Origin of the sequence: Rhizobium phaseoli (genome assembly GCF_010668805.1) — a bacterium.
Classification (GTDB): domain Bacteria; phylum Pseudomonadota; class Alphaproteobacteria; order Rhizobiales; family Rhizobiaceae; genus Rhizobium; species Rhizobium phaseoli_A.
Genome location: NZ_WUFT01000009.1, coordinates 87,068 through 112,995, shown reverse-complemented (window position 1 = coordinate 112,995; position 25,928 = coordinate 87,068). Strand labels below are relative to the sequence as shown.

Annotated in this window: 21 protein-coding genes and 1 riboswitch; of the genes, 10 read left to right on the top strand and 11 right to left on the bottom strand. The window is 61.6% G+C overall.

From position 1 onward, the window contains the following. Nucleotides 1-237: 237 nt before the first annotated feature. From GR197_RS15660 to GR197_RS15640, 5 genes are all read left to right on the top strand, one after another. Nucleotides 238-1,440, top strand: a complete 1,203-nt coding sequence (locus GR197_RS15660) for an MFS transporter (protein WP_164011096.1) — start codon at nucleotides 238-240, stop codon at nucleotides 1,438-1,440. Nucleotides 1,441-1,648: 208 nt separating this feature from the next. Then, entirely contained in the window at nucleotides 1,649-2,209 is a 561-nt protein-coding gene (gene msuE, locus GR197_RS15655) for an FMN reductase (RefSeq protein WP_164011094.1), read from the top strand. A gap of 243 nt (nucleotides 2,210-2,452) precedes the next feature. After that, complete coding sequence (locus tag GR197_RS15650) at nucleotides 2,453-3,286, top strand: MetQ/NlpA family lipoprotein (RefSeq protein WP_164011091.1); 834 nt, start codon at nucleotides 2,453-2,455, stop codon at nucleotides 3,284-3,286. 89 nt (nucleotides 3,287-3,375) lie between these two features. Further along, a complete protein-coding gene (locus GR197_RS15645; RefSeq protein WP_164011089.1) occupies nucleotides 3,376-4,461 on the top strand; it encodes a methionine ABC transporter ATP-binding protein in 1,086 nt (361 codons plus the stop codon). Continuing rightward, the gene (locus tag GR197_RS15640) at nucleotides 4,442-5,095 is read left to right on the top strand and encodes a methionine ABC transporter permease (protein ID WP_164011086.1); all 654 of its coding nucleotides are present in this window, start codon (nucleotides 4,442-4,444) and stop codon (nucleotides 5,093-5,095) included. The genes GR197_RS15645 and GR197_RS15640 overlap by 20 nt, the downstream gene beginning before the upstream one ends. A 1-nt stretch (nucleotide 5,096) precedes the next feature. Here GR197_RS15640 and GR197_RS15635 read toward each other — a convergent pair whose 3' ends face one another. Continuing rightward, entirely contained in the window at nucleotides 5,097-6,455 is a 1,359-nt protein-coding gene (locus GR197_RS15635; RefSeq protein ID WP_164011084.1) for an LLM class flavin-dependent oxidoreductase, read from the bottom strand. 95 nt (nucleotides 6,456-6,550) lie between these two features. On the opposite strand from GR197_RS15635, the gene scpA reads away from it, so the two are divergent. Further along, complete coding sequence (gene scpA, locus GR197_RS15630) at nucleotides 6,551-8,689, top strand: methylmalonyl-CoA mutase (RefSeq protein WP_164011082.1); 2,139 nt, start codon at nucleotides 6,551-6,553, stop codon at nucleotides 8,687-8,689. Between the two features lie 59 nt (nucleotides 8,690-8,748). On the opposite strand, the gene GR197_RS15625 is transcribed toward scpA, so the two are convergent. Both GR197_RS15625 and GR197_RS15620 read right to left on the bottom strand, forming a co-directional pair. After that, the gene (locus GR197_RS15625; protein ID WP_164011329.1) at nucleotides 8,749-9,504 is read right to left on the bottom strand and encodes a hypothetical protein; all 756 of its coding nucleotides are present in this window, start codon (nucleotides 9,502-9,504) and stop codon (nucleotides 8,749-8,751) included. A gap of 65 nt (nucleotides 9,505-9,569) precedes the next feature. Beyond that, on the bottom strand, nucleotides 9,570-10,730 hold the full coding sequence (locus GR197_RS15620) for a fumarylacetoacetate hydrolase family protein (protein WP_164011080.1): 1,161 nt from the start codon (nucleotides 10,728-10,730) through the stop codon (nucleotides 9,570-9,572). A 366-nt stretch (nucleotides 10,731-11,096) separates the two neighbouring features. On the opposite strand from GR197_RS15620, the gene GR197_RS15615 reads away from it, so the two are divergent. The 3 genes from GR197_RS15615 to GR197_RS15605 are packed head-to-tail and all read left to right on the top strand — an operon-like array spanning nucleotide 11,097 to nucleotide 13,626. Then, nucleotides 11,097-12,107, top strand: a complete 1,011-nt coding sequence (locus GR197_RS15615; RefSeq protein WP_164011078.1) for a Gfo/Idh/MocA family protein — start codon at nucleotides 11,097-11,099, stop codon at nucleotides 12,105-12,107. A gap of 10 nt (nucleotides 12,108-12,117) precedes the next feature. Next, nucleotides 12,118-13,212 (top strand): Gfo/Idh/MocA family protein, encoded by a 1,095-nt coding sequence (locus GR197_RS15610; protein ID WP_164011076.1) that lies wholly within the window; start codon nucleotides 12,118-12,120, stop codon nucleotides 13,210-13,212. A gap of 18 nt (nucleotides 13,213-13,230) precedes the next feature. Beyond that, nucleotides 13,231-13,626 (top strand): VOC family protein, encoded by a 396-nt coding sequence (locus GR197_RS15605; protein WP_164011074.1) that lies wholly within the window; start codon nucleotides 13,231-13,233, stop codon nucleotides 13,624-13,626. A 110-nt stretch (nucleotides 13,627-13,736) separates the two neighbouring features. On the opposite strand, the gene atzF is transcribed toward GR197_RS15605, so the two are convergent. From atzF to GR197_RS15565, 8 genes are all read right to left on the bottom strand, one after another. Beyond that, nucleotides 13,737-15,542 carry an allophanate hydrolase gene (gene atzF, locus GR197_RS15600; protein ID WP_164011072.1) on the bottom strand — a complete coding sequence of 602 codons (1,806 nt, stop codon included), beginning with the start codon at nucleotides 15,540-15,542 and terminating at the stop codon, nucleotides 13,737-13,739. A gap of 1 nt (nucleotide 15,543) precedes the next feature. Then, the gene (gene uca / locus GR197_RS15595) at nucleotides 15,544-19,083 is read right to left on the bottom strand and encodes an urea carboxylase (protein WP_164011070.1); all 3,540 of its coding nucleotides are present in this window, start codon (nucleotides 19,081-19,083) and stop codon (nucleotides 15,544-15,546) included. A 3-nt stretch (nucleotides 19,084-19,086) separates the two neighbouring features. After that, a complete protein-coding gene (locus GR197_RS15590) occupies nucleotides 19,087-19,737 on the bottom strand; it encodes an urea amidolyase associated protein UAAP2 (protein ID WP_164011068.1) in 651 nt (216 codons plus the stop codon). A gap of 12 nt (nucleotides 19,738-19,749) precedes the next feature. Continuing rightward, a complete protein-coding gene (locus GR197_RS15585) occupies nucleotides 19,750-20,571 on the bottom strand; it encodes an urea amidolyase associated protein UAAP1 (protein ID WP_164011066.1) in 822 nt (273 codons plus the stop codon). Continuing rightward, nucleotides 20,568-21,365, bottom strand: a complete 798-nt coding sequence (locus GR197_RS15580) for an ABC transporter ATP-binding protein (RefSeq protein ID WP_164011064.1) — start codon at nucleotides 21,363-21,365, stop codon at nucleotides 20,568-20,570. The genes GR197_RS15585 and GR197_RS15580 overlap by 4 nt, the downstream gene beginning before the upstream one ends. Continuing rightward, nucleotides 21,362-22,180 carry an ABC transporter permease gene (locus GR197_RS15575; protein WP_164011061.1) on the bottom strand — a complete coding sequence of 273 codons (819 nt, stop codon included), beginning with the start codon at nucleotides 22,178-22,180 and terminating at the stop codon, nucleotides 21,362-21,364. Before GR197_RS15575 ends, GR197_RS15580 begins: the two co-directional genes overlap by 4 nt. A gap of 66 nt (nucleotides 22,181-22,246) precedes the next feature. Further along, entirely contained in the window at nucleotides 22,247-23,320 is a 1,074-nt protein-coding gene (locus GR197_RS15570) for a putative urea ABC transporter substrate-binding protein (protein WP_164011059.1), read from the bottom strand. 73 nt (nucleotides 23,321-23,393) lie between these two features. Beyond that, nucleotides 23,394-23,501, bottom strand: a riboswitch (guanidine-I (ykkC/yxkD leader). A gap of 141 nt (nucleotides 23,502-23,642) precedes the next feature. Continuing rightward, entirely contained in the window at nucleotides 23,643-24,560 is a 918-nt protein-coding gene (locus tag GR197_RS15565) for a helix-turn-helix domain-containing protein (protein ID WP_164011057.1), read from the bottom strand. 86 nt (nucleotides 24,561-24,646) lie between these two features. Between GR197_RS15565 and GR197_RS15560 the strand changes: the two genes are divergently transcribed. Then, on the top strand, nucleotides 24,647-25,921 hold the full coding sequence (locus GR197_RS15560; protein ID WP_164011055.1) for an extracellular solute-binding protein: 1,275 nt from the start codon (nucleotides 24,647-24,649) through the stop codon (nucleotides 25,919-25,921). The last annotated feature ends 7 nt before the right edge of the window (nucleotides 25,922-25,928 follow it).

Sequence of the window (25,928 nt, the reverse complement as noted above, 5' to 3'; positions counted from 1 at the left end):
GGTATGAAAGCCCCTCATGTCAGAGGTGACGCGACGCAGGCCTTGGCGACAAAAGGGCAAATCGAACAAAACCCGTACCGATCCCGATGAAACTGGGCTGTGATTGACCCCAAGCTTACGCTAAATGCACTTCAGCGACCGTCGCTTGATCATCTCTCCCAGCCCCGGTCGCCCGAAATCCATCGAATCAAAGCGACGCGGCACGGCAACCAACCGGGCCGTTCAGGAGGAATGTCCATGGCAACAGTTGCCGAGACCGCGCCCCGTTTCCAAAAAACAACGATGTCCATCCTGGTGGCGGTCAGCTTCTGCCATATGCTGAATGACATCATGCAGTCGCTGCTCGCCTCGCTCTACCCGCTGTTCAAGGCGAATTACGATCTCGATTTTGTTCAAATCGGCCTCCTGACGATGACCTTCCAGGTCACCGCTTCACTGCTGCAGCCACTGGTCGGCATCGTCACCGACCGCTGGCCGATGCCCTATTCCCTGCCGGTCGGCATGGCGAGCACCTTCTGCGGCCTCATCCTGCTTGGCAACGCCGGAAGCTTCGCATTGCTGCTTGCCGCCGCTAGCCTGATCGGTTTCGGTTCGGCGGTCTTCCATCCGGAATCCTCGCGGGTCGCCCGTCTTGCCTCCGGCGGTCGCCACGGTTTTGCGCAGTCGTTCTTCCAGGTCGGCGGTAATGCCGGCCAGGCGATCGGCCCGCTGCTTGCCGCCTTCATCGTGCTGCCGCTCGGCCAGCACAGCGTCTCCTGGTTCGCGGGCATCGCCATGGTCGGCATGGTCGTGCTGAGCTGGGTCGGCAACTGGTACATGAGCCACAGGCGCCAGAACGCCAGCAAGCCGCCCGCAAGCCGGACCCTGCCGCTGCCGCAGAACAGGGTCGTCTGGGCGCTGCTGATTCTCGTCCTGCTGACGGCAACAAAGAATGTTTACATGGCGAGCGTGTCGAGCTATTTCACCTTCTATGTCATCGACAAGTTTGCGCTGAGCATACAGCAGGCACAGCTGATGCTCTTTCTGTTCCTCGGCTCGGTCGCCGTCGGCACGTTCCTCGGCGGGCCGATCGGCGATCGCTTCGGCGCCCGTTTCGTCATCTGGTTCTCTATCCTCGGCGTCATTCCTTTCGCGCTTCTCCTGCCCTATGCGAACCTTTTCTGGACCGGCATCCTCAGCGTCGTCATCGGCCTGATCTTCGCTTCGGCCTTCTCGGCGATCGTGGTCTTCGCCCAGGAATTGGTGCCCGGGCGCGTCGGCCTGATTGCCGGCGTCTTTTTCGGCTTTGCATTCGGGGCAGGGGGGCTGGGTGCAGCATTGCTCGGCAGTTTCGCCGATACTCACGGCATCGATTTCGTCTACCGCATTTGCTCCTACCTGCCGCTGCTCGGCCTCCTGACGGTCTTCCTGCCACGCATCCCGAAGCCAAAACCAGTCTGAGGCGATATCGCGCTTCGACAACGCATCGGCCCGGAATATCCGCCATATTCCGGGTCGATACTGATGCGGTGTCGCAGGCAGGCGATCACCTGCAGATGAGAATGTATTTTTCTCCTCATCACGATGAAGAGGGATAGGCTTCCTTTAATCCACTATTTTTATAGATATTATCTGTCCGGTCGCGGCACGATATCGGAAGGAAATTGGCATGTCTGCTTACAAACTGGTCGGCCTGGCGGGTAGCTTCAACCGCCCCTCGAAGACCTTCACGCTGGTCGAAAACATCGCCGGCCTTGCCGGTGAAAAATACGGCTTCGACAACACTCTCTACGATCTGACCGATGTCGGCCCCTCGCTTGGCCAGGCGCTGCGCCGTGACGATCTTGACAATCGCGCAAAGGAGGTCATCGACGACATCGTCAATGCCGATCTGCTGGTCATCGGCGCGCCGACCTACAAGGGCAGCTATCCCGGCCTCTTCAAACATCTGATCGACCTGATCGACCCGCATGAGCTGCGCGCCAAACCGATCATCATCACCGCGACCGGCGGCGGCGACCGCCATGCGCTGATGGTCGAGCATCAACTGCGCCCGCTCTTCGGCTTCTTCATGTCGCACACGCTGCCGACGGCCGTCTACGCGTCTGACCGGGACTTCACCGATTACCGTGTCTCATCAGAACCGCTTTCCAACCGCATCACCGAGGTTATCAGTGAGCTCGCGGCCTTCTTTCCCAGCCGGGGTCACGCTCTTATCGCTGCCGAATGAAGAGTGTCGAAACGGGTCTGAAACGGCGCCCCCGAGGCGCCTTTTCGCTTTTAGGAGCCGTTGGGAAAGTCGTCATAGTTCACAAATTTGATGGAAATTTATCCTGCCGATATCGACAGCAGTGCAAGAGTTTTTCCGAGCCTTCCACCACATCAGACATTCGTGCTTCGCGCCCGTGGCGGGCATTTGCCATGATCGATCAGCTTGGGGCGCTTGGCCTCATCCAGTCAGACGGGATATAAAATGACCAAGAACAAAAATCATCATGGATTCCAGTTTTCGCGCCGGGCGGTCCTTGCCGCGGGTTCCGCTGCCGCGCTCTTTGCCTTTGGAGCACCCGCTCCTTCCTTTGCCGAGGATAAGTCGATCAAGGTCGGCATCATGGCGGGCGAAGAGGAAGACATCTGGGGCGTTGTCACCAGCGAGGCGGCCAAGAATGGCCTCAAGATCGAGACCATCACCTTCAACGACTATACGCAGCCGAATGAAGCGCTGGAGCGTGGCGAACTTGACGCCAACGCTTTCCAGCACCAGCCCTATCTCGACAACCAGATCAAGCAGCACGGCTATCATATCGTTCGGGTCGGCTATACCGGGGTTTGGCCGATCGGCCTCTACACCAAGAAGTACAAGTCCGTTGCCGAAATTCCGGAAGGTGCCGTCATCGGCGTGCCAAACGATCCCTCGAACGAAGGCCGGGCGCTACGCGTTCTCCAGAGCGAAGGGCTGATCAAACTGAACGACGGCACAGGCATTCTCGCGACCGTCGCCGATGTCAGCGACAATCCGAAGAAAATCGAGATCAAGGAACTTGACGCCGGCATCGTCGGCCGTTCGATCGATGATCTGGATGCCGGGATCGTCAACACCGACTGGGCGCTGAAGAGCGGTCTCTCGCCGGCCGAGCGTATTGCCCAGGAGCCGATCGCTGACAATCCCTACCGCAACTTCATTGCCGTCAAAGACGAGAACAAGGACGCCGAGTGGGTCAAGACACTTGTCTCTTCCTATCAGAACGATACCGTCAAGGCCGAGTTCGACAAGGTCTACAAGGGAACGGGTCTCAGCGCCTATTGATCCGAAATTAGGCCAGGGTTAAGGCCTGCCGAGAGGCGGTCCGGGCTTTCCTTGCTCGGGCCGCCTTCCGTGTTTGCAAGGATAAACACATGAATTCCTTTGTTTCCACCACGGTGATCGAAGCGCAGCCGCAAGCGGCGGCCGAGGAAGTGGTGAGGCTAACCGACGTCAAGCGGCGGTTCGGAACCACGGCCGCACTCGACGGTATTTCACTGACGGTCAATAAGGGCGAGATCCTCGGTATCATCGGCCGTAGCGGTGCCGGCAAATCGACGCTGATCCGCTGTCTGAACGGCCTGGAGCGCGCCGATAGCGGCGAGATCCTGATCGAAGGCCGTGACATCACCGGACTTGCGGAAAGGGAACTGCAGCCGCTGCGCCGCCGTATCGGCATGATCTTCCAGCATTTCAACCTGCTTTCGGCCAAAACCGTCGAGGAAAACGTCGCGCTACCGCTGAAGATCGAGGGCACTGCAAAGCACCAGCGCTTAAAACGGGCGCGTGAGCTGCTTGACCTCGTCGGCCTTGCCGACAAGGCGAAAGCCTACCCCTCATCGCTGTCGGGTGGTCAGAAACAACGCGTCGGCATTGCCCGAGCGCTTGCAGCACGCCCAGCGCTGCTGTTGTCCGACGAAGCGACATCGGCGCTCGATCCGGAAACGACCCGGTCGATCTTGACGCTCCTCAAGAACATCAATCGTAAGCTTGGACTGACCATCCTGCTGATCACCCATGAGATGGAAGTGGTGCGCGGCATTGCCGATCGCGTCGCGGTCATCGATGCCGGGCGGATCGTTGAGGAAGGGCAGGTCTGGTCGGTCTTTGCCAACCCGCACGCTGATATCACCGCGAGCCTGCTCGGCGGCATCCGCCCGCAGCTTCCTGATCATATCGCCAGCCGGCTGTCGGCGATATCGGGCAGAGAGGCGATCCTCAGCGTCGATCTTGCCGGACCTGAAGCACAAGGTGCGCTGTTTGCCGAACTCTCGGTGGCGTTGCCGCATTCCTTCCGCCTCGTCCATGGCGGCATCGATCATATTCAGAACCAGCCGGTGGCGCGGTTTTTCATCGCCATTCCGACGCGTGACCCTGCGCTTGCCGGAAAGGTCGAACTATTCTTGACGGCCCGGTCCGCCCGGGTGGAGGTGCTTGGCTATGACACCGATCATGCTTGAACTGCTTGTTCGCTCTCTTTGGGAGACAATGCTGATGACTGTCGCCTCGGGAGTGATCTCGCTCGTGGCCGGCCTGCCGCTCGGCCTTGCGCTGGTCGCAACGGCACGCGGCGGCATCGCCGAAAACCTCTGGATCAATCGCGGGCTCGGCGGCATCATAAATGGCTTCCGCTCTGTCCCCTTCATCATCCTGCTGGTGGCGCTGATCCCGCTGACGCGGCTGATCGTCGGCACAGCCCTCGGGACATGGGCAGCCATCGTGCCCCTCGCCATCGCCGCTACGCCCTATTACGCGCGTATCGCCGAAGTGTCGCTGCGCGAGGTCGACCGTGGGCTGATCGATGCCGTGCGCGCCATGGGCGGCGATCGCTGGACGATCATTGGAGAGGTGCTGGTGCCTGAAGCGCTGCCGGGCATCGTTGCCGGTTTCACCGTCACGCTGGTGACGCTAATCGGCGCCTCGGCGATGGCCGGCGCGATCGGCGCCGGCGGCCTCGGCGATCTCGCCATCCGCTATGGCTATCAACGTTTCGAAACCAACGTGATGATCGCCGTAGTGGTCGTCCTCATCGTCCTGGTCTGCGGCATCCAGTGGCTCGGCGACCGGCTTGTCGCCAAGTTGGATCATCGATAGATCAGCGCCGGTACCCGGCGGCGGGATGCGCGGCGGGCAATCTGCCGTTCCCCCCGCCGAAGAGCTTCTGCCGCAGCGGCCCTTCGGTATAATCCGCCTTGAAGAGGCCGCGCTCCTGCAACACTGGCACCACCAGAGCGACGAAGTCGCGCAGGCTCTCCGGCGCCACCGTCCGTGCCAGATTGAAGCCATCAATGCCGCCTTCCTCGATCCATGTCTGCAGATAATCGGCGATCTGCTCCGGCGAGCCCACCATCGGCTTCATCCGGCTGCCGAGGACCATCTGGTCGATAATATCGCGTGGTGTCACCGGCTTTGCCGCCTGTTTGGTGATTGAAGCAAGTGCCGATTGATTGGCATTTGTTGAACTCTGGTCGATGACGTCATCCAGTCCGTATTTCGACAGGTCGATGCCGATAGAGGCGGAGTAATGCGCAAGCGAAGCCTCGACGCTCGCATGCCGGCGATAATCCTCAAGCTTGTCGTGTGCTTCCTTCTCCGTTCGCCCGACGACGACGCTGATCAGGTTCAGGATCTTCAACGCGTCGGCGCCGCGGCCGAATGCCTCTGTCTTCGCCCGCAGCGCATCAACGGTCGATCTCGCCGCCCTTGGCATCGGGCTGGCGATGAAGACACATTCGGCGTGGCGTGCAGCGAAATCCTGCCCGCGGGCCGAAGCGCCGGCCTGGAAGAGCAGGGGCGTGCGCTGCAGAGACGGCTCGCAGAGATGGATGCCCTCCATCCGGTAATATTTGCCGGCGTGACTGACAGCTCGCACTTTCGAGGGATCGGCGTAGATGCCGCCCGCTTTGTCGCGCAAAACCGCATCGTCATCCCAACTGCCCTCCCAGAGCTTGTAGACGATCTCGAGATATTCCTCGGCGGTGTCGTAACGCGCATCATGTTCCGGCAGCTTGTCGAAACCCATGCTGCGGGCAGCGCTGTCGAGGTATCCGGTGACGATATTCCAGCCGATCCGCCCCTTGGTCAGGTGATCGAGCGTCGACATGCGCCGCGCCAGCAAAAAAGGCGGCTCGTAGGTGGTGTTGACGGTGACGCCGAAACCCAGATGCTTGGTGACATACGCCATCGCCGAAATCGGGATCATCGGATCATTGACCGGGACCTGCGCCGCCGTCTCGATCACCGGCGCCGGGCTGCCCTTGTAGACGTCATAGAGGCCGACGATATCGGCGAGGAAGACGCCGTCCAGCTTACCGTGTTCAGCCGTCCTGGCGAAATCCGTCCAGTAATCGAGATCGGTATAACCCACCGACCGGTCGCGCGGATGCGTCCACAGGCCGTGATTAATATGCCCGACGCAATTCATATCGAAGGCATAGATCTGCATTGTCTTCATGAGACGGCTCCTCAGCCGGAAATAAAAATCAAGGATTTGTATCGCACGGCGATCCTATGGAATGGTAGGGTCCCGATGAAAAGCGGAGGAAACGCATGACGAAGAAGACGCTGTCGGATTGGACGGAGCTTGCGCAGAAGGAATCGCGCGCCTCGCCAGAAACCCTGACCTGGCAGACGCCGGAGGGTATCGCCGTCAAGCCGCTCTATACGGCCGAGGATCTCGAGGGCGCCGATCATCTTGGCTCGCTTCCCGGCTTTTCGCCCTTCACCCGCGGCCCGCGCGCGACGATGTATGCCGGCCGGCCCTGGACGATCCGCCAATATGCCGGCTTCTCGACGGCAGAGGCATCGAACGCTTTTTACCGGAAGAATCTGGCCGCCGGTCAGAAGGGCCTGTCCGTCGCCTTCGATCTTGCCACCCACCGCGGTTACGACAGCGACCATCCGCGCGTCGAGGGCGATGTCGGCAAGGCCGGCGTCGCAATCGACAGTGTCGAAGACATGAAAATCCTGTTCGACGGCATTCCGCTTGCCGACATGTCCGTCTCGATGACCATGAACGGCGCCGTCATCCCGATCCTTGCCTCCTTCATCGTCGCCGGCGAAGAGCAGGGCGTTTCGAAGGCCGATCTGTCAGGCACCATTCAGAACGACATCCTCAAGGAATTCATGGTCCGAAACACCTATATCTACCCGCCGGAACCCTCGATGCGGATCGTTGCCGACATCATCGAATATACGGCAAGGGAGATGCCGAAATTCAACTCGATCTCGATCTCCGGCTATCACATGCAGGAGGCTGGCGCGACGCTCGTCCAGGAACTCGCCTTCACGCTGGCCGACGGTCGGGAATATGTCAGGGCGGCAATCGCCAAGGGGCTGAGTGTCGACGATTTCGCCGGAAGGCTGTCCTTCTTTTTCGCCATCGGTATGAACTTCTTCATGGAGGCGGCCAAGCTTCGCGCCGCCCGGCTGCTCTGGACCCGGATCATGGAGGAGTTCCAGCCGAAGAAGGCGTCCTCACTGATGCTGCGCACCCATTGCCAGACCTCCGGCGTTTCGCTGCAGGAACAGGACCCCTATAACAACATCATTCGCACCGCCTTCGAGGCGATGTCGGCGGTGCTCGGCGGCACGCAGTCGTTGCACACCAATTCCTTCGACGAAGCGATCGCGCTGCCGACCGAATTTTCCGCCCGCATTGCCCGCAACACGCAGCTTATCCTGCAGCATGAAACCGGCGTCACCAAGGTGGTCGATCCGCTGGCCGGCTCCTATTACGTCGAGAGCCTGACAAAGGAGCTCGCCGACAAGGCCTGGGCGCTGATCGATGAGGTCGAAGCGCTCGGCGGCATGACCAAGGCCGTCAACGAGGGTCTGCCGAAACGTCTGATCGAGGAAGCAGCCGCGCGGCGCCAAGCGGCCGTCGACAAGGGCGAGGAGGTCATCGTCGGCGTCAACCGTTACAGGCTCGACAACGAACAGCCGATCGACATTCTGGAGATCGATAACAGCGCGGTGCGCACCGCCCAGATCAAGCGTATCGACGAAACCAAGCGGCGGCGTGATGGCAATGCCGTGCGCGAGACGCTGGCCAGGCTGGTGGAGACCGCGCGCAGCGGCAGCGGCAACCTGCTCGAAGCCGCGATCGAAGCGGCGCGAGCCCGTGCTACGGTCGGTGAGATATCGGATGCGATGCGCGAGGCCTTCGGCGATCATGCCGCCACGCCGGAGGTCATCACCGGCGTCTATGGCGAGGCCTATAGCAACGAGCCGGAACTCGCCGTGCTGAAGGCCCGCATGACGGAGGTGACGGAAGCGATGGGACACCGGCCGAAGATCATGGTCGCCAAGCTCGGCCAGGACGGGCATGACCGGGGCGCCAAGGTGATAGCCTCAGCTTTCGGCGATATCGGTTTCGACGTGCTCGCCGGTCCGCTGTTCCAAACACCTGACGAGGCCGTCGAGATGGCGCTCGGCGAAAAGGTCAATGTCGTCGGCGTCTCGTCGTTAGCGGCCGGGCACAGGACGCTGCTGCCGCAGCTGATCAACAGGCTGAGAGCGGAGGGCGGTGACGATATCATCGTCGTTTGCGGCGGCGTCATCCCCCGGCAGGATTATGAATTCCTGCACGAACACGGCGTTGCGGCCGTCTTCGGTCCGGGCACCAACGTCCTCGAAGCGGCACACTCCGTTCTCGACTTGCTGCAAGGCACGCGCCGGAATCAGTAAGAGGGCGTAGCGTTGTTTTCCCGCTAAACAACCCTAATGGAGAACAAAGGGGAGAGCGTTTATGCGCCCTCATCAGATAGCCAGATCCGCAATTGGCCGACGGACTTGAAACCCAGCTTTTTCATTTCGGCTAGCGCTTCACCGCGATCATATCCGACAAGGGGCAAATCGGCTGAAAAGGCGACAGTGGCCAATGAAATTGCATCGCGGGAGGCTTGCGGCGTACCAGCCAACCTAAAAATATTGGAGACGCCGACAACCTGCGGCGATCGATTTGCGACGCATCCCGCATCAAAGCGGTCGCCGGCCAATCGACCGTAGATGTGCATGTCGGGATCGGAAAGAAGGGCCGGTGTGAAGACGTTGGCATCGGTCGGGCTACCAGACTCTTTCCAGGAGCGCTCCCAGCGATCCAGCGCCGCCGCCTCGCGAACGCGCACCCAACCTTGAGGCGCGCTCGATGAACTTTTATGAGGTTCAGCCCAAATCCATGATGCGGAAAACAACAACCGGAACCCGTTGTTATTGAGATCTAGCTTGGAAAAGCCGTCTTTGATACCAGGTCGCCGTCCTAGCCGATCTGTCAGCCGATCGATTTCAATCAGCTGCTCCTGTGTTGCATCCCTGTCGAGTGTCGTCATGTTGGAATAGTATGGAGGTGCAATTGCATCGCTTGACCAAAACGCACTGGTTCGCTGATCAGGCAATCCATGGGCACGGAATATTGTCTGGTACAAGTCGGCATTGTTAGCAGCACAAAGCCGCATTTTTTCTTCATCTGAGCGTTTACCGGCTTGTAATGAGCTATTTGTCATAAGAAACCTATTGATCAGAGCGGCTAACCCCAAGCCGGTTTCGCGACAGCTGTGCGCTCAATAATTTATAGCAATCCGCGCTTTGCCAGATTGCGCATTAGCGCCGAGATGCCGAAGGTCCAGGGCGGGCATTCGGTGGAGAGGCGTACCGTATTGACGAGCGCGCCCAGGCCGGCTGAGGAAATCTCGACGACATCGCCGATCTTGTGGGTGAAGCCCTGCTTCGGCGCGTCGCGGTCCTGTGTCGGCGCAAACAGTGTGCCGAGGAAAAGCATGAAACCATCCGGATACTGATGATGAGGCCCAAGTGTCTGTTTGACGAGATCGGTGGGGTCGCGGCTGATCTGCGACATCGAACTTTTGCCGCGCAGCACGAAACCGTCCTTGCCTGACACCTTCAGGTCGAGTTCGGCCTTGCGCACATCATCGAGGCCGTAACCGGCATCGAACAGGCGGATGAAAGGACCGATCGAGCAGGAGGCGTTGTTGTCTTTGGCCTTGCCGAGCAGCAGTGCCGAGCGCCCCTCGACGTCGCGCAGGTTGACGTCGTTGCCGAGCGTTGCCCCTTTGATTTCGCCGCGGCTGTTGACGGCGAGCACGATTTCCGGCTCGGGATTGTTCCAGGTCGAAATCGGATGCAGGCCGACATCTGCGCCCCAGCCGACGGAGGAGAGCACCGGCGCCTTGGTAAAGACTTCGGCATCCGGGCCGATGCCGACCTCGAGATATTGCGACCACATGCCCTCGTCGATCAGCGCCTGCTTGACCTTGGCGGCGTCCTGCGAACCAGCCTTCAGATTGGTGAGGCTGCCGCCGATGAGCGTGCTGACGCGCTCACGGATCGAGGCGGCGCGTTCCGGATTGCCGGCGGCCTTTTCTTCGATGACGCGCTCGATCATCGACTGAGCGAAAGTGACGCCACAGGCTTTGACTGCCTGCAGGTCAACAGGCGCAAGCAGATAGGGACGCGCTTCATCCGGTGCTCCGGAGCTGTTGGCGGCGATCTCCTCCAGGGAGCCGATCGCCTTGCCGCTTGCAGCGCGGACAAAGCCGGCGGCATCCTGTCTCTCGAGCAGGGCGCTCAGCGTCGGCGATTCGCGCGACGTGATGTCGACCAGCGCGCCCTCTCGAAGCACCACGACACTCGGCCCGCCAACCTCGGGATTCCAGATGCGGCCGACAAAAAGACCTGCCGAAGCGGCAGCATCGAAAAAAGGTTGAGACATTGCGATCTTCCGTCACAGCGAGCGGGGAGCACTCTTTTGGAATTGCGGGGTGGTGCCGCCCTCCGACCCGGCGGCGGCCAAAATCGATCACATTCATGCGGACGGGGCAAGATGCGCCAGGGAAAAAGAGTTTTGCCCGATCTGCGCAAGCGGCTTGTTTGGCCCGGAATCCCCACCGCAAAAGCCCGAAAATAACTATTTAGATACAAATTCATCGTTTTGTTTCATATACTTAATATTCGGCGCGAACGTTTTCACCCCTTATCTCGCCTTGACAGGCGCCGCCTTTCGTTATCTGTTTTGCCTAGACATGGAGGAGGCTGGCCCCGGCGGGCCGGATGAACATCCCAGGAGGATATTGCAGCGATGTTGAGATTTGCCGTCGTCGGAATCGACCATGGGCATACGTTCGATCACGTGAAGGGATTGCTTGCCGCAGGCGGCGAGTTCGTCGGCTATTGCCCGCAGACTTCGGTGCCGGCATTGCGCGAGGCCTTCGAGAAGACCTATCCCGATGCGCCGCAGATTGACCGGGAAAAGCTGTTCGACGATCCGTCGATCGATGTCATTTGCATTGCCGCGATCCCGCGCGACCGCGCCGGGCTTGCCGTCCGGGCGATGAAAGCGGGCAAGGATGTGATGACCGACAAGCCCGGGGTGACGACCTTCGCCCAGCTTGAGGAGGTCAGGCGCACCGTTGCCGAGACCGGCAAGATCTTCTCGATCTGCTTTTCCGAGCGGCATTGCGTGCGCTCCGCCGTCAAGGCCGGCAAACTCGTCGCCGACGGCGCGATCGGCAAAGTGATCCAGACGCTCGGCGTCGGCCCGCACCGGCTGCAGCTGCCAACCCGGCCGGACTGGTTCTTCGATCCCGAAGCCTTCGGCGGCATCATCGTCGATATCGCCTCGCATCAGGTCGACCAGTTCCTGTTCTACACCGGCTCGACCACAGGCGAGGTCATTGCCAGCTCGATCGGCAATTTCGGCATGCCCGACAAACCTGATTTCCAGGATTTTGGCGAGGTGCTGCTGCGCTCCGACAGGGCGGCGGGTTATGTCCGCGTCGATTGGTTCACCCCGGAGGGGTTGCCGACCTGGGGCGACGGCCGCCTGACCATCCTCGGCACCGAAGGTTACATCGAGCTGCGCAAATATATCGATATTGCCGGCCGGCCGGGCAAGGATCACCTGTTCCTGGTCAACGGCAAGGAAATGACCCACATCGATTGCAGCGATGAAAAGCTCGACTATTTCGATGCTTTCACCGCCGATGTCGGCAACCGAACGCAGACGGCGATGACGCAGGATCACGTTTTCGAAGTCTGCCGCCTTTCGCTCGAAGCCCAGACGAAAGCCGCGCGCATCGGCGCTCGCTGAGGAGGATATCATGACCAGGAAATTGCGCGTCGGTGTCATCGGCGCAGGCATTGCCGCGCGGCATCTGGCCGGCTTCGGCTGGAACAAGGCGCTTTTCGAGGTTCCCGTGCTCTGCTCGCTCGACGAGGAACGCGGCAGGGCGCTGTGCGAGGAATATGGCATCCGCGAATATACACAGGACGCGGATTCGCTGTTTGCCCGTGACGACCTCGATATCATCGACATTTCGACGCCGCCGAGCTCGCATTTCGAACTCTGCCGCAAGGGCATCGAATCCGGCAAGCATGTGATCTGCGAGAAGCCGCTGTTCGGCTCGATCGCCGAGGTCGACGAGATGGGCCGCATCCTGGCGCGTTTCCCCGGCAGGAAGCTGATGCCGATCTTCCAGTATCGCTACGGCTCCGGCCTGCAGAAGCTGAAGTTGCTGATCGAAAGCGGCCTCGCCGGCAAGCCGTTCCTGACGACGATCGAAACCCATTGGTGGCGCGGCCCGGATTATTATGCCGTGCCGTGGCGCGGCAAATGGGCGACCGAGCTCGGCGGCGGCCTTCTCGGTCATGCAATCCACGCCCATGACATGCTGAACTATGTGCATGGTCCCTGCGCCGAAGTGTTTTCCTATGGCGCGACGCTGGTCAACCCGATCCAGGTCGAGGATACGGCAGCCCTTTCGGTGAAAATGCAGAACGGCTCGCTGGCGACGCTGTCGATGACGCTCGGCTCGCGCACGGAGATCTCGCGGCTGCGCTTCTGCTTCAGCGATCTCGTCGCCGAAAGCATCCTCGAACCCTATACGATGGGCCGCGATCCCTGGGTCTTTACCGCAGGAACGGAGGAGCACCAGGCGAAAATCGATGCGGCGCTCGCCGCCTATGTGCCTGGCGAGGACGGTTACACCCGTCAGTTCGAACTCTTCCACAAGGCGATCGTCGAGGATAGCGAGCCGCCGGTGACGCTGCAGGATGCCCGCAATTCGCTGGAGCTGGTGACGGCGGCCTATTTCTCGCAGCGTACCGGCCGGCCGACGCCGATGCCGATCGCCGCCGATCATCCGCTTTATCGATCCTGGCTTCCGGAAGAAGAACGGCGCCAGGCTGCCGGCTGACCGGGGGGAGGGCGCTCCATGCTGAAATCTTTCGAGCATGTCGGCATGACGGTCAGCGACATGGACCGCACGATCGATTTCTACTGCGGCCTGCTCGGCCTGCGCTTGCGTCTGCGCAAGGTCATGGCCGACGGCGGAGAGATCGCCTTTCTCGATGCCGGCGGGGGCATGCTCGAAATCGGTGCACCGGCGGGTGGTGCGGCAAGGGCGGTTGATGTGCCGGAGGGTACGGCCGGCCTGCGTCACCTGACCTTCCTGTTCGACAGCGTCGAAGAGACCTTCGCCCGGCTGGAAAAGGCGGGCGTCGAGGTCAAGGAGCGGCCGCGCCTGGCAATCAACGCCGAGGTGCTGCACAAGGTTGCCTTCCTGCGCGATCCCGACGGTATCCAGATCGAACTTGCCGAGAAACGGTAAGTCGTCAGCGCAGGCCCCGTCTGCCGATCGCCTTGGTTCGCGCAACCAGCCCCATCAGCAGAAGCGCGCCCAGCCGCTTGAACATCGTCGCCATTTTTACCTCCTTACGCTCAGCTTGCCAACTTGGCGCTGATATAGCTTCGCCAGCCGCCAAGCGAGGTAACGTCTTCGGCGCCGTTCACCGCATGTGCCTCGCAAAGAAAGCCGGAAACCCTCGTGCCATCGTCGAGCGCCACCTTTCCGATACCGAGCGGTGCCGGGATCTTCTGGACGAAACGGCCGAAAGCATCAGCCGGCAGCGCCCAGACCTCAACCTCCAGACCGCGACCCGTGTGGCCGGGTTCGCGAACGAGGCCTGGCTTCGGCGGCACCGTATCCGGCAGCACGAAGAGACGGTATTCGCCAGTCGTGTTGCAGGTCCTGATCAGCCGCCCGCCGGCGCCGGTCAGCTCATGATTGAGCGGCATGCCGGTCAGATGCGCACCGACAACGACGATCTCGACGAAGCCGTCATCGACAGCCGCAACGCGGCTGGCTTCGGGGATGGCAGCCTGCCTGTCGATGCCCATGCCGGAGCTTGCTGCGCGATGCAGCGCATCGGCCAGCGGCGCCAGCGCATCATCGGTGAAAGCAGGCGCGATCACGGTAACGCCGCCCGGCAAACCGTCTTTTCCGAAGCCGGCAGGAACGGCGATCGCCGCGCAATCGAGCAGGTTGACGAAATTGGTGTAACGGCCGAGACGACCGTTCAGCACCACAGGATTGGCGAGCATGTCAGCGACCGTGCAGGTGGTCGGTGCGGTCGGCAGCAGAAGCACGTCCGCCTTTTCCCATTCGGCTTCGGTCTTGCGGCGCAGTTCCTCCAGCCGGTAGCGGCCGTTGAAGGCCTCGACCGCGGTCTTGCCCCTGGCACCCTCGATGATCCCTCTGACCGTCGGGTCGAAATCGGCAGCGTTCGTCGCGAGGAAGGTCTCGACCGCCGCCAGACGTTCGGCGACCCACGGCCCGTCATAAAGGAGAGCGGCGGCCTCGCGGAATGGCGCGTAATCGAAAGGCACGATGGTCGCGCCGAGCACTCTGGCCCGCTCGATCGCCTGGTCGTAAAGCGCCTCTACCTCCTTGTCGCCGAAGAACTCACGCTCGGCGACGGTGAGGACGCCGATGCGCAACCTCGACACCGGCAGGTTTGCCGGCTTGGCGCGACGGGAGAAAGGATCGGCGGCGTCGAGGCCTTCGGCGACCTTGCGGATCGCAACGCCGTCACCGACGGTCGCGGCAAAAATCGTAATGCAGTCGACACTCTTGCAGGCCGGAACGACGCCGGTGTTCGGCAGAAGGCCTGGGGTCGGCTTGATGCCGACCAGATTGTTGAAGGCCGCCGGCACGCGGCCGGAGCCCGCCGTATCCGTACCGAGCGCGAAGGCGGCGAGGCCGGATGCTACCGTGACGGCAGATCCGGAACTCGAACCGCCGGAGATATAAGCCGCATCGAAAACCGAACGCGGCGCGCCATAGGGCGAGCGCGTGCCGTTGAGGCCGGTTGCGAACTGGTCGAGATTGGTCTTGCCGATGATGATGGCACCGGCTGCCTTCAACCGTGCGACGACGGTCGAGTCCGCCTCCGGCCGATACGCATAGGCCGGGCAGGCGGCGGTCGTTGGCAGGCCGGCGGCATCAATATTGTCTTTCACGGCGAAGGGCACGCCCCAGAGCGGCAGACTGTTTGGCTCAGGCGCGCGTGCCATCAGCGCCCGGGCGGCAGCGCGCAGCTCCTCGTCCGGCACCGGGGTGATGAAGATCGCCGGATCTTTCGACGCGGCGCGGCGGGCGATCACCTCTTCTATGGCATCGAGCGGCGTCAGGCCGGATTGATAGGCAGCGCGAAGGCTTGAGAGATCGAGAATGGTCGGCAGCATGTCAGCATTCCTCCAGGACGACGATGATGTCGCCGGCTTTGACGTTTCTTCCCGGCCCGGCCCGCAGCTCACGGACGTGGCCTGCCGCATGGGCGGTGACGTTGATTTCCATTTTCATCGATTCGATGATGGCAAGTGTATCGCCGGCCGCAACCGGGGCGCCCGGCTCGACCAGCAGTTTCCAGATATTGCCGGGCACGGCGCTGGCAACACCGAAGCAACCATCGGGAATATCCCCGTCCGGACTTTCGGCCGCTCCTTCGTCGGTGACGAAGCTGTCGAGACCGGCTTCCTTCCAGCGCTGGCGTTCGGCATCGAAGGCAGCCTGCTGCATCGTCTTGAAGCGGCCGATCGATGCCGAGTTCGCCTGCAATTCCTTCTCATAAGCCGCATAGGAGAATTCCGTCTCCTCGATCCTGATGGGATAGCCGCCATGCGGGAAGGCGGCGCGCGCCTCCGTCAATTCCCCGTTGCTCACCGGGAAGAAACGGATCTGGTCGAAGAAGTTGAGAAGCCAGGGCTTGCCCCTGGCAAAGGCCGGCGTCTCCCGCCACGTGTTCCACACCTGGATGGTCCGGCCGAAGAGCTGGTAACCGCCCGGTCCCTCCATGCCGTAAATGCACATATAGGCGCCGCCGATGCCGACGGCATTTTCCGGTGTCCAGGTGCGGGCCGGATTGTATTTCGTCGTCACCAGGCGATGGCGCGGATCGGTCGGTGTTGCAACCGGCGCCCCGAGGTAGACGTCACCGAGACCGAGCACCAGGTAACTTGCATCGAAGACGATGTCGCGCACCGCCTGCTCGTCGGGCAGACCGTTGATGCGGCGGATGAACTCGATATTCGACGGGCACCACGGCGCGTTCGGGCGCACGAGCTCCTGATACTTCCGCATCGCAAGCTCCGCATCCGGATCGTTCCAGGAGAGCGGCAGATGCACGATGCGGCTCGGCACCGTGACATCCTGCGCCGCCGGCAGCATCGCTTCGATTTCGAAGAGCAACCCGAGTAGCCGCTTTCGTGTCAGCTGCGTGCCGTCGTAATGGATCTGCAGCGAACGGATACCGGGGGTCAGATCGACGAGGCCGGGAAGACGCGCCTCGACGACCGCCTGCATCAACAGATGCACCCGCAGACGAAGCGCGATATCGAGCGTCATCGGCCCATATTCGACAAGCAGATTGTCATCCCCCTGGCGGCGGTAGACGACGGAAACCGGGCCATCCTCGCTGGTACCGACGATCGGCGAACCCGTCTCTTCCACGCCCCGACGCACAGCCGGGTCGGCGATCGGGTCTTGCGGGCGCGCAACGGCGTGAAAACGGATGCGGTCGCCGGGCTTGAACTGACCCATCTTCCACTGCTCATCGCGGGCGATCACCGCGGGGCAGACGAAGCCGCCGAGGCTCGGACCGTCAGGGCCGAGAATGATCGGCATATCGCCGGTGAAATCGATCGCTCCGATCGCATAGGCATTGTCGTGGAGGTTGGAGGGGTGCAGCCCCGCCTCGCCGCCATCGCGGCGCGCCCAAACCGGCGCCGGGCCGATAAGGCGCACACCGGTGCGGGCGCTGTTGAAATGCACCTCGTAAGCCGTCGAGAACAACGTCTCGATATCGCTATCCTCGAAAAAGTCAGGCGCACCGTGCGGGCCGTAGACGACGCCGACATCCCATTCGCGCGTCAAGGCGGCAGGCTCCGTCGCCGGTCTCACCAGTTCGGCCGGCGCCTGCCGTGCGAAATGCAGCACATGCCCCGTCTTCAGCGTGCCGGTGGCATTGCCGCCGAATTGGCCAAGGCCAAACGTCGCCCGCGAGCCGAGCACGACCGGCGCGGCAAAACCGCCCGCAACGGCAAGATAGGCGCGCTGCCCCGGTCCTTCGATCGTGCCGATCGACAGAACCTGACCGGCCCGGATCATGACCGGCTCGTCATGCGGCAGCCTTATGCCATCGCATGACATTGGCATGCGGGCACCGGCCAATGCGATCGTCTGGTCGGCATAAAACCGCAGCGTCGGGCCGGAAACCGTCAATTCGAGCGCAGCCGTCACATCGGCATTGCCGACCAGCCGGTTGGCATGGCGGAACGAGCGTTCGTCCATCGGACCGCTCGGCGGTACGCCGACATGCCAGAGGCCAAGCCGGCCCGGCAGTTCCTGAATGCTCGATTGCGCGCCTGGCGCCAATACTTCGACGACATCAGGAACGAAGGCGAAATCGCGCAGCGCCGTCGTCGCCACCTTGGCGCCGGCAAGCAGTTCGGAAGCGGCAATGGCCTTGAGATAATCGAGATTGGTCTCGATGCCTGATATCGATGTCGCAGCAAGTGCTGCCTTCAGTTTCTCGATCGCCGCCGGCCGGTCTTCCGCCGCCACGATCAGCTTAGCAAGCATCGGGTCGTAGAAGGGCGTCACCTCGGTTCCCGTCTCGATCCAGCCGTCGACCCGGGCATTGTCGGGGAAGATGACTTCGGTCAGCAAGCCGGCGCTCGGGCGGAAATCGGCATGCGGCATTTCGGCATAGATCCGCATTTCGATCGCTGCACCCTTCGGCGTCAGATCCCTAGCGCCGGAGAGCACGTCCTCGCCTGCCGCCTGCCGGATCATCCATTCGACGAGATCGATGCCGAAGACGGATTCCGTGACGGGATGCTCGACCTGCAGACGGGTATTGACCTCAAGGAAATAGAATTCCTCGCGCTGGGGATCATAGATAAATTCGACGGTGCCGGCCGATTCATAGGAGACCGAGCTTCCCAAATCGACCGCCGCCTTGTGCAGCCGCGCCCGAGTTTCGGCGGAAAGGCCCGGAGCAGGGGTTTCTTCGACGACTTTCTGGTTCCGCCGCTGCAGCGAGCAGTCGCGTTCGCCGAGCGCGATCACTCTGCCCTTGCCGTCGCCGAAGATCTGCACCTCGACATGGCGCGCTTCTGCAACGAAGCGCTCGATATAGACGCGCGCATCGCCGAAGCTGGCACGGGCGGTCCGCTGCACGCTTTCGAAGGAGGCCGTAAGGCTTGCCGCATCGGCGCAAAGCTGCATGCCGATGCCGCCGCCGCCGGCTGTGCTTTTCAGCATGACGGGGTAACCAACGGTCTCGGCCGCCGAAAGCGCCTCTTCGACGCTTTGCAACAGATCGGTGCCGGGCAGCAGCGGCACGCCGCTCGCTTTCGCCAGTTGGCGCGCCGTATGCTTCAGGCCGAAGGCCGACAGATGTTGCGGCCGCGGACCAATGAAGGCGATGCCTTCGGCGGCGAGCCGTTCGGCAAAGCCGATATTCTCCGAGAGGAAACCGTAGCCCGGGTGAACGGCCTCAGCACCGGTCGCCTTGCATGCGGCGATGACGGCATCGACATCAAGATAGCTTTCGGCAGCAGGCGCCTGGCCGAGGCGCACGGCTTCGTCGGCGAGCAGCGCCGGCTTCGAGAAGCGATCGGCATCGGAATAGACGGCAACCGAGGCGATGCCCATCCTCTTCAATGTCCGGATGACCCGGACGGCGATTTCGCCACGATTGGCGATAAGGACCTTGGTAAACATCGATCAGTCCTCGCCGTCCCAGATCAGCACCCGGATTGGCGTCGGATCGAAGCCGTTGCAGGGATTGTTGATCTGCGGGCAGTTTGAGATGACGCAGAGCACGTCCATTTCCGCCACTAGCTCGACGTAATCACCCGGTGCGGAAATGCCGTCGACGATGGTCATCTCGCCGCTCGGCTTGATCGGAACGTTCATGAAGAAGTTGATGTTCGGCACGATGTCGCGCTTGCTCATGCCGTGCCTGGTCACCTCGAGCACAAAATTGTCGCGGCAGGCATGCAGATATTTCGCGCCGTGGCCGAAGCGCACGGTATTGCTCTCGCAGGAGCAGGCGCCGGCTGACGTATCATGACGGCCGCAGCTGTCGGCTGTCATGACAAGCATGACGTTGCCTTCGTTTGAGATGATCCTCGTACCGGTGCCGATATAGGCGCCTGCCTGCGCCCGCATCGTATCCTGGTTGGAATAACGCTCGGCAAAGTCATCGGCACGGTAGAACAGCGTGTCGATTGCCTGCTGGCCGTAGCTGTCCTCGATGCGGATCGTCTGGCCCTTGCGGACGAAACCGGACCACGGCGCCTCGGCTGCGATGAAATGGTCCTGCACGGCGTTGTCGAGGCTGCGCGAAGCTGAAGTCTTGATGAAATCGGTCATTGTCATCCTCCCTCAGGCCAGCATCGAAGCGTTGTTTTCGAAGCCGCGAAGAGCTTCGGCGGTCGCCGTGCGGGACAGGTCGTCGACTGCAGGCGCTGCTGCTCGAAAGCGCGTGACGATAACAGGCTTCGGCTGATAGACCGGGTCGGGATCGAGCGGATGCGGGCAATTCGAAAAGCCGACGATCATGTCCATCTCAGCGCGCAGCTCGGCATAATCGCCGCTGTTGGAGCGCTTGCCGTGCCAGTGGAAGCCGCCGTCATCATCGACGCGGACGGGGGCGAAGAGATTGAGAACCGCGGGAATGTCGCGCCTGGCGAGGCCGAGCTTGCCGGCGGCGAGCACGAGATTGTCGCGGGTGTTGCGCGTCTTGGCGCCCGGATATTTCGCAGCATTCGAAGCTGCCGTCGAGCCGCCCATCAGGCAATCATGGGCGCCCGAACTGTCCTCGATCAGCGAAAACATCACCCGGCCCATATCCGAGAAGATAACGCGGCCCTTTCCGAGGGCAGTCGTCCACTGCACCTTGACCGTGTCGACGAGATTGAGCCGCTCGCTGGTGTCGGCAGCGTTCCAGGCGACGAGCGCAACGGTCGATGCGCCTTCGCCCTGATCGATGCGGAGCGCCTCGCCGCGCTTCAGCGCGGTTGACCAGTACCAGCCGCCGGGGATGGTTTCCTGATGGATGATCACAGCAGCTTCGATTGCAGGGGCGGGTAGGGGGCTCGGCGCCGGCAGGGCTTTCGGTGCGAATTCCAGCCCCTTCTTCTGATGTTCCTCGTAACGCTGCCGGTTAGCGGCAATCTCTTCGGGCGAACGCCTGACATGCATCATGGTTTTTCTCCTGACGGACTGGAAGCCGGGCCGTCCCGGTCGGGGCTGAAGACGGGCGGCGCGCCGGCAAGTCTCGGCGGCCAAATCGAAATATCCTTGGTGATCGTCGCGCCGTAGCGCTGCTTCTCCTCCGGGCGGTCACGCCGGCGCTCGAAGGCGACGACGCGTGTTGCCAGCGTGAAGGCCTCGCGCATGTCGTGGGTCACCATGACGACGGTCATCTGCGTTTCGTGCCAGAGCCGCTTCATCAAGGTGTGAATCTCGGCGCGGATGCCGGGATCGAGCGCGCCGAAAGGCTCGTCGAGCAGCAGCACTTTCGGCTTCATGATCAGCGCCTGCGCCAGCGCTAGGCGCTGCTGCATGCCGCCGGAAAGCTGTGCCGGATATTTGTCCTCGGCGCCGGAAAGGCCGACTTCGGCAATCAGCCGCCGTGCCTCATCGACGGCGCTGCGTCGGGCAGCACCGAAGAGCTTTGCCTTGTAGCGCGAAGTGGAAAGCTCGCGGCCGAGCAGCACGTTACCGAGCACGGTCAGATGCGGAAAGACCGAATAACGCTGGAAGACGACGCCGCGGTCCGGCCCCGGCTCTTGCGGCAGCGCTTCGCCGTCAAGCCGGATTGCGCCCCGTGTCGGCCGTTCCTGGCCGAGCAGCATGCGCAGAAACGTCGTCTTGCCGCAGCCGGACGGGCCGACAAGGGCGACGAAGGCACGCGAGGCGACGGTCAGCGACACGTCTTCGAGTACGATCTGGTCGCCATACTCCTTCCAGACCTTCTCGATCACCAGTTCGCTCATGCCTGCTTCTCCAGTTCCGACCAGGGGAAGACGGCGATGCGGATGTGATCGAGGATGTAGTTCATGACCACGGCGAGCAGCGTGATCCAGACGACATAGGGAAAGATGATGTCCATCGAGAGATAGCGGCGCACGAGGAAGATGCGGTAGCCGAGGCCGGAATCCGACGAGATCGCCTCGGCTGCGATCAGGAACAGCCAGGCCGGACCGAGCTGAAGTCTGAGGCAGGTGATCAGCCGGGGCAGGATCTGCGGCAGCACGACGCGAAGGCCGATCTGCCAGGAGGAGCCGCCGAGCGTTTCCGCCTTGACGATCTGTTCGCGCGGCAGTTCCAGTGCCTTCAGCGCAAGGTCGCGGATCATCGTCGGCGCGACGCCGATGACGATCAGCGCGATCTTCGAGGCTTCGCCAAGCCCCATGGCGATGAAGAGGATCGGCAGCAGCGCCAGCGGCGGCACCATCGAGATGACGGCGACGAAGGGGGAGAGCAGCGCCCTGAGATAAGGCAGCATGCCGATCAACATGCCGATGACGAGCGCAGTGATCGTCGAGATGCCGAGGCCGGCAAACAGCCGGATCAGGCTCGCACCGCTATCGGACCACAGCAGATATTGGCCGGTACGCGGATCGGCGATGAAGGCAAGACGGTCGATCGCGTCGGCAAAACCGGCAAGACCGGGCAACAGCTTGTCGTTGGCGTTTTCCGCCAGTCGTGCCGCCGAGCCGAAAGTGTAGGCAACGATCAGCAGCACGAAGGGCAGCAGCGTCAAGGCAAGCTGCGCGCCCCGGCTCGGCCTCGTGTTGATCCAGCGCATGGGCAAAGCTCCGCTGATGAAAGGTTGGGCGGCGCGGTCAGGACCGCACCGCTGCTTGGACATCGCTCAGAGCGAACTGTCGGCGGCCGCCTTCATGTAGGTCTCGGTGAAGCGCAGCTTGATGTTGCCGCTGTCGCCCAGAACCTTGCCGTCGGGCATTTCGATGCCGATAACGTCGGCCGACGGCGCGCCGCTGCCGAGCAGGCCCTTTTCGAACAGGAAGCTGCGGACGAGATCCATCGTCTTCGGCAGGCTGCCCGAGGCTGTAAAAGCGACGGCATCGGCCGGCTTGGCGAACAGCTTGGTGGCTGCAAGCTGGGATTCGAAACCCTTGAGATCGGTGCCTGATGCCTGGCCCATCGCCTCGCGCGCGGCCTTGCCGTCGGCGCTGTCAGCGGTCAGCAGTGCCGCGGTTTCATACCAGATGCCGGCGAGCGCCTTGCCGAAATTCGGATTGTCCTTCAGCACGCCTGTGTTGGCGACCATCAGGTCGATGATTTCGCCCGGCACCTGCGAGCTGTCGAAGACCTTCTTGGCCGTGGGGTCCTCGAGTATGGTCGAAACCAGCGGGTTCCAGGTGACGACCGCCGTCACGTCAGCCGTTTTGTAGGCGGCGACCATGTCGGCATCGGAGGTGTTGACCACTTTCACATCGCGCTCGGTCATCTTGATGCTCTCCAGCGCACGGGCCAGCAGATAGTGCGAAACGGAGAATTCGACGAGATTGACGTTCTGGCCTTTGACGTCGGCAAGGCTCGTCTTGTCCTTGAGGATGACGGCATCATTGCCGTTCGAGAAGTCCCCGACGATCACGGCTGTTGTGTCGACGCCGCCGGCCGCCGGGATCGACAGGCCGTCCATATTGGTCAGCGTCACGGCATCGAAGGCGCCGGCGGTATACTGGTTCATCGATTCGACGTAGTCGTTGAACTGGGTAACCTCGATCTTGATGCCGTATTTGTCGGCCCATTTCTTGACGATGCCGTGATCGGCTGCGTAACCCCACGGCATCCAGCCGACATAGATCGACCAGGCGACCTTGAAATCGGTCTTCTGTTCGGCCTTCGCGATGGCGCTGAGCCCGAGCGTCAGGGATGCCGTCAGCGCGGCCATCGATAGGATCTTCGAAAAAGTCTGCATTGAAATTCCCCTTTGCTTTTCTTCAAAAGGGATCGGCAATGACCATCGTGCCGCCAATCCCTTGGCTTACGAGGTCTCCCGGGCTTTTATCCCGCCGTGCACCCGACGGGATGTCTCCCCCGCCGGTGGTAGCTCTCGGACCAGCACGTCCTGCGACGCCGGAACCCTAGCCACCAACTCTGCAACTATCGAAGCAAAGTGCGTGCCAAACTGTAAATAATTGATTTTATTGAGGGTTTTCTGGCATCAGCTCTCATTGCAAATGCGTAGTGCATGCACTTGCACAGAAAATGTGCGCATTCTGCCGCCGCCTTAGGCGCTGCTAGTTTCGGAAGGCGCCGGCGGGGATCGTCGTCACCAGCCGAATATCGCGGCGGAAGTCCGATGGCGACATGCCGGCGATGTGGCGGAAGGATTTGTTGAAGGCGCTGATCGAGCCGAAGCCGCTGTCCATTGCCACCTGCAGCACGTTGGCGCCCTCGCTCATCAGCATCGCCTGGGCGCGCGACAGCCGCAACAGCGTCACATATTTGCTGAGCGTCATGCCGGTCGATCGCTTGAACAGGTTCATCGCATATTTCGGATGCAGGTCGGCGGCGCGGGCGATATCGACCGAATCGATGTCGTGCAGGAAATTGGCGGCGATGAAATCGCACATGCGGGCGACGCTGCGCGAGGAATGCGAATGCGGGTGATCGCCGTCGAGATGGATGGCCGCCTGCGACGTCATCGAATAGGGTTCGAGCGCGATGCGCTCGATGCGCAGCAGCAGTTCGTCGACGGCATGCTGGGCCTTAGCGGGATTGCCTGAGTTGGCATAACGGAACCAGCGGGCAAAGTTGTCGACGTCTGCGGCATCCGTTGCCGAAGTCAGCAGCGTCTCGCCCTTCATCAGCCGACTGGAAATGCTGATGGGCAGGCGCAGCCGGAAGAAATAGACGAGCGGCAGATGCGCGCCGGCATAGAGCGAATCATCGGAGGATTCGTCCATCTGATGCGGCTGCCCACCCCAGAAGAGACACATTTCACCGGCGTTCAGTCGGAACTCGTGGTCGCTCATGCGATAGTGCACGCTTCCGCGAATCACGTAGTTAACCTCGACCTGCGCGTGCCAGTGCGGCATGGCCATGATTGGCGGATGATCATGAAACATTTGCAGCGCCGTCGGCAATCCCTCGATGCTGCTAGCCCCGGGCTGATAGATCGCACGTGTGCCCATCTTACTTTCCGCCAAATCCATATTCCCTTTTTAGGAGACAGCCGCTCCCTGACAGTTAGTTTAACCGGGTTCGTGAAAGATCGGCAATTGAAAAGGGAGGATTTTCAATGCGCTTCAAACTTCTGGCTGCCACCGCAGCTGTCGCACTGCTTGCTTCCGGCTCCGCATTCGCGCAGTCGGCCAATCTCACCATCTGGAGCTGGAATGTCGCCGCGTCGGCATTGAAGTCCACGATTCCAGGCTTCAACAAACAGTTCCCCGATATCAAGATCACCGTCGAGGACCTTGGAAACAGCCAGGTTTTCGACAAGACGCTCGCTGCCTGCGCCGCCGGCGGCGACGGCCTGCCCGACATCGTCAGCATCGAGAATTTCGAGGCTGAAATTTTCTGGAGCCGTTTCCCGGACTGCTTTGCCAATCTGAAGGAACTCGGCTACACGCCCGAGATCCAGGCGAAATTCCCTGACTTCAAGCGCACCGAGCTTGAGGTCGGCGACGTCGCCTATGCCATGCCGTGGGATTCCGGTCCCGTTGCCGTCTTCTACCGCCGCGATCTCTACGAAAAGGCGGGCGTCGATCCAAGCACGATCAGCACCTGGGACGATTTCATCGCCGCCGGCAAGAAGATTTCCGCCGCCAATCCCGGCGTCGTCATGGCCCAGGCCGATTTCAACGGCGACAGCGAATGGTTTCGCATGATCGCCAACGAACAGGGCTGCGGCTATTACTCGACCGACGGTCAGAATATCACCATCAACCAGCCGGCCTGCGTCGCCTCGCTTCAGAAGGTGAAGGAAATGAAGGACGCCGGCACGTTGACGGCGGCCAACTGGGACGAAAAGATCCAGGCCAATACCGCCGGCAAGTCCGCAAGCCAGTTGTATGGCGGCTGGTATGAGGGCACCGTGCGCTCGACCTCTCCCGATCTCAAGGGCAAGTGGGGCGTCTACAAGATGCCGAGCCTGACGGCCGACGGCCCGCATGCGGCCAATCTCGGCGGTTCGTCGCTCGCCATTTCGGCGACCTCGGCAAACAAGGAAGCAGCCTGGAAATTCGTCAACTACGCCCTCGGCACGAATGAGGGCCAGATCACCATGCTGAAGGAATTCGGTCTGGTGCCATCACTGCTTTCGGCTGAAAAGGACCCCTTCATCAGCGAACCGCAGCCCTATTGGGGCGGCCAGAAGGTCTGGGCCGATATCCTGGCGACGCTGCCGAAGATCGTGCCGAGCCGCGGCACCGCTTTCCAGAGCGATGCCGAAGCGATCTTCAAGGCAACGCAGACGAAATTCTTCGCCGGCGGTTATCCCGATGCGAAGGCAGCCCTCGACGATGCCGCCAAGCAGATCGCTTCGGCGACCGGGCTTCCAGTGGCACAATGAATGACGA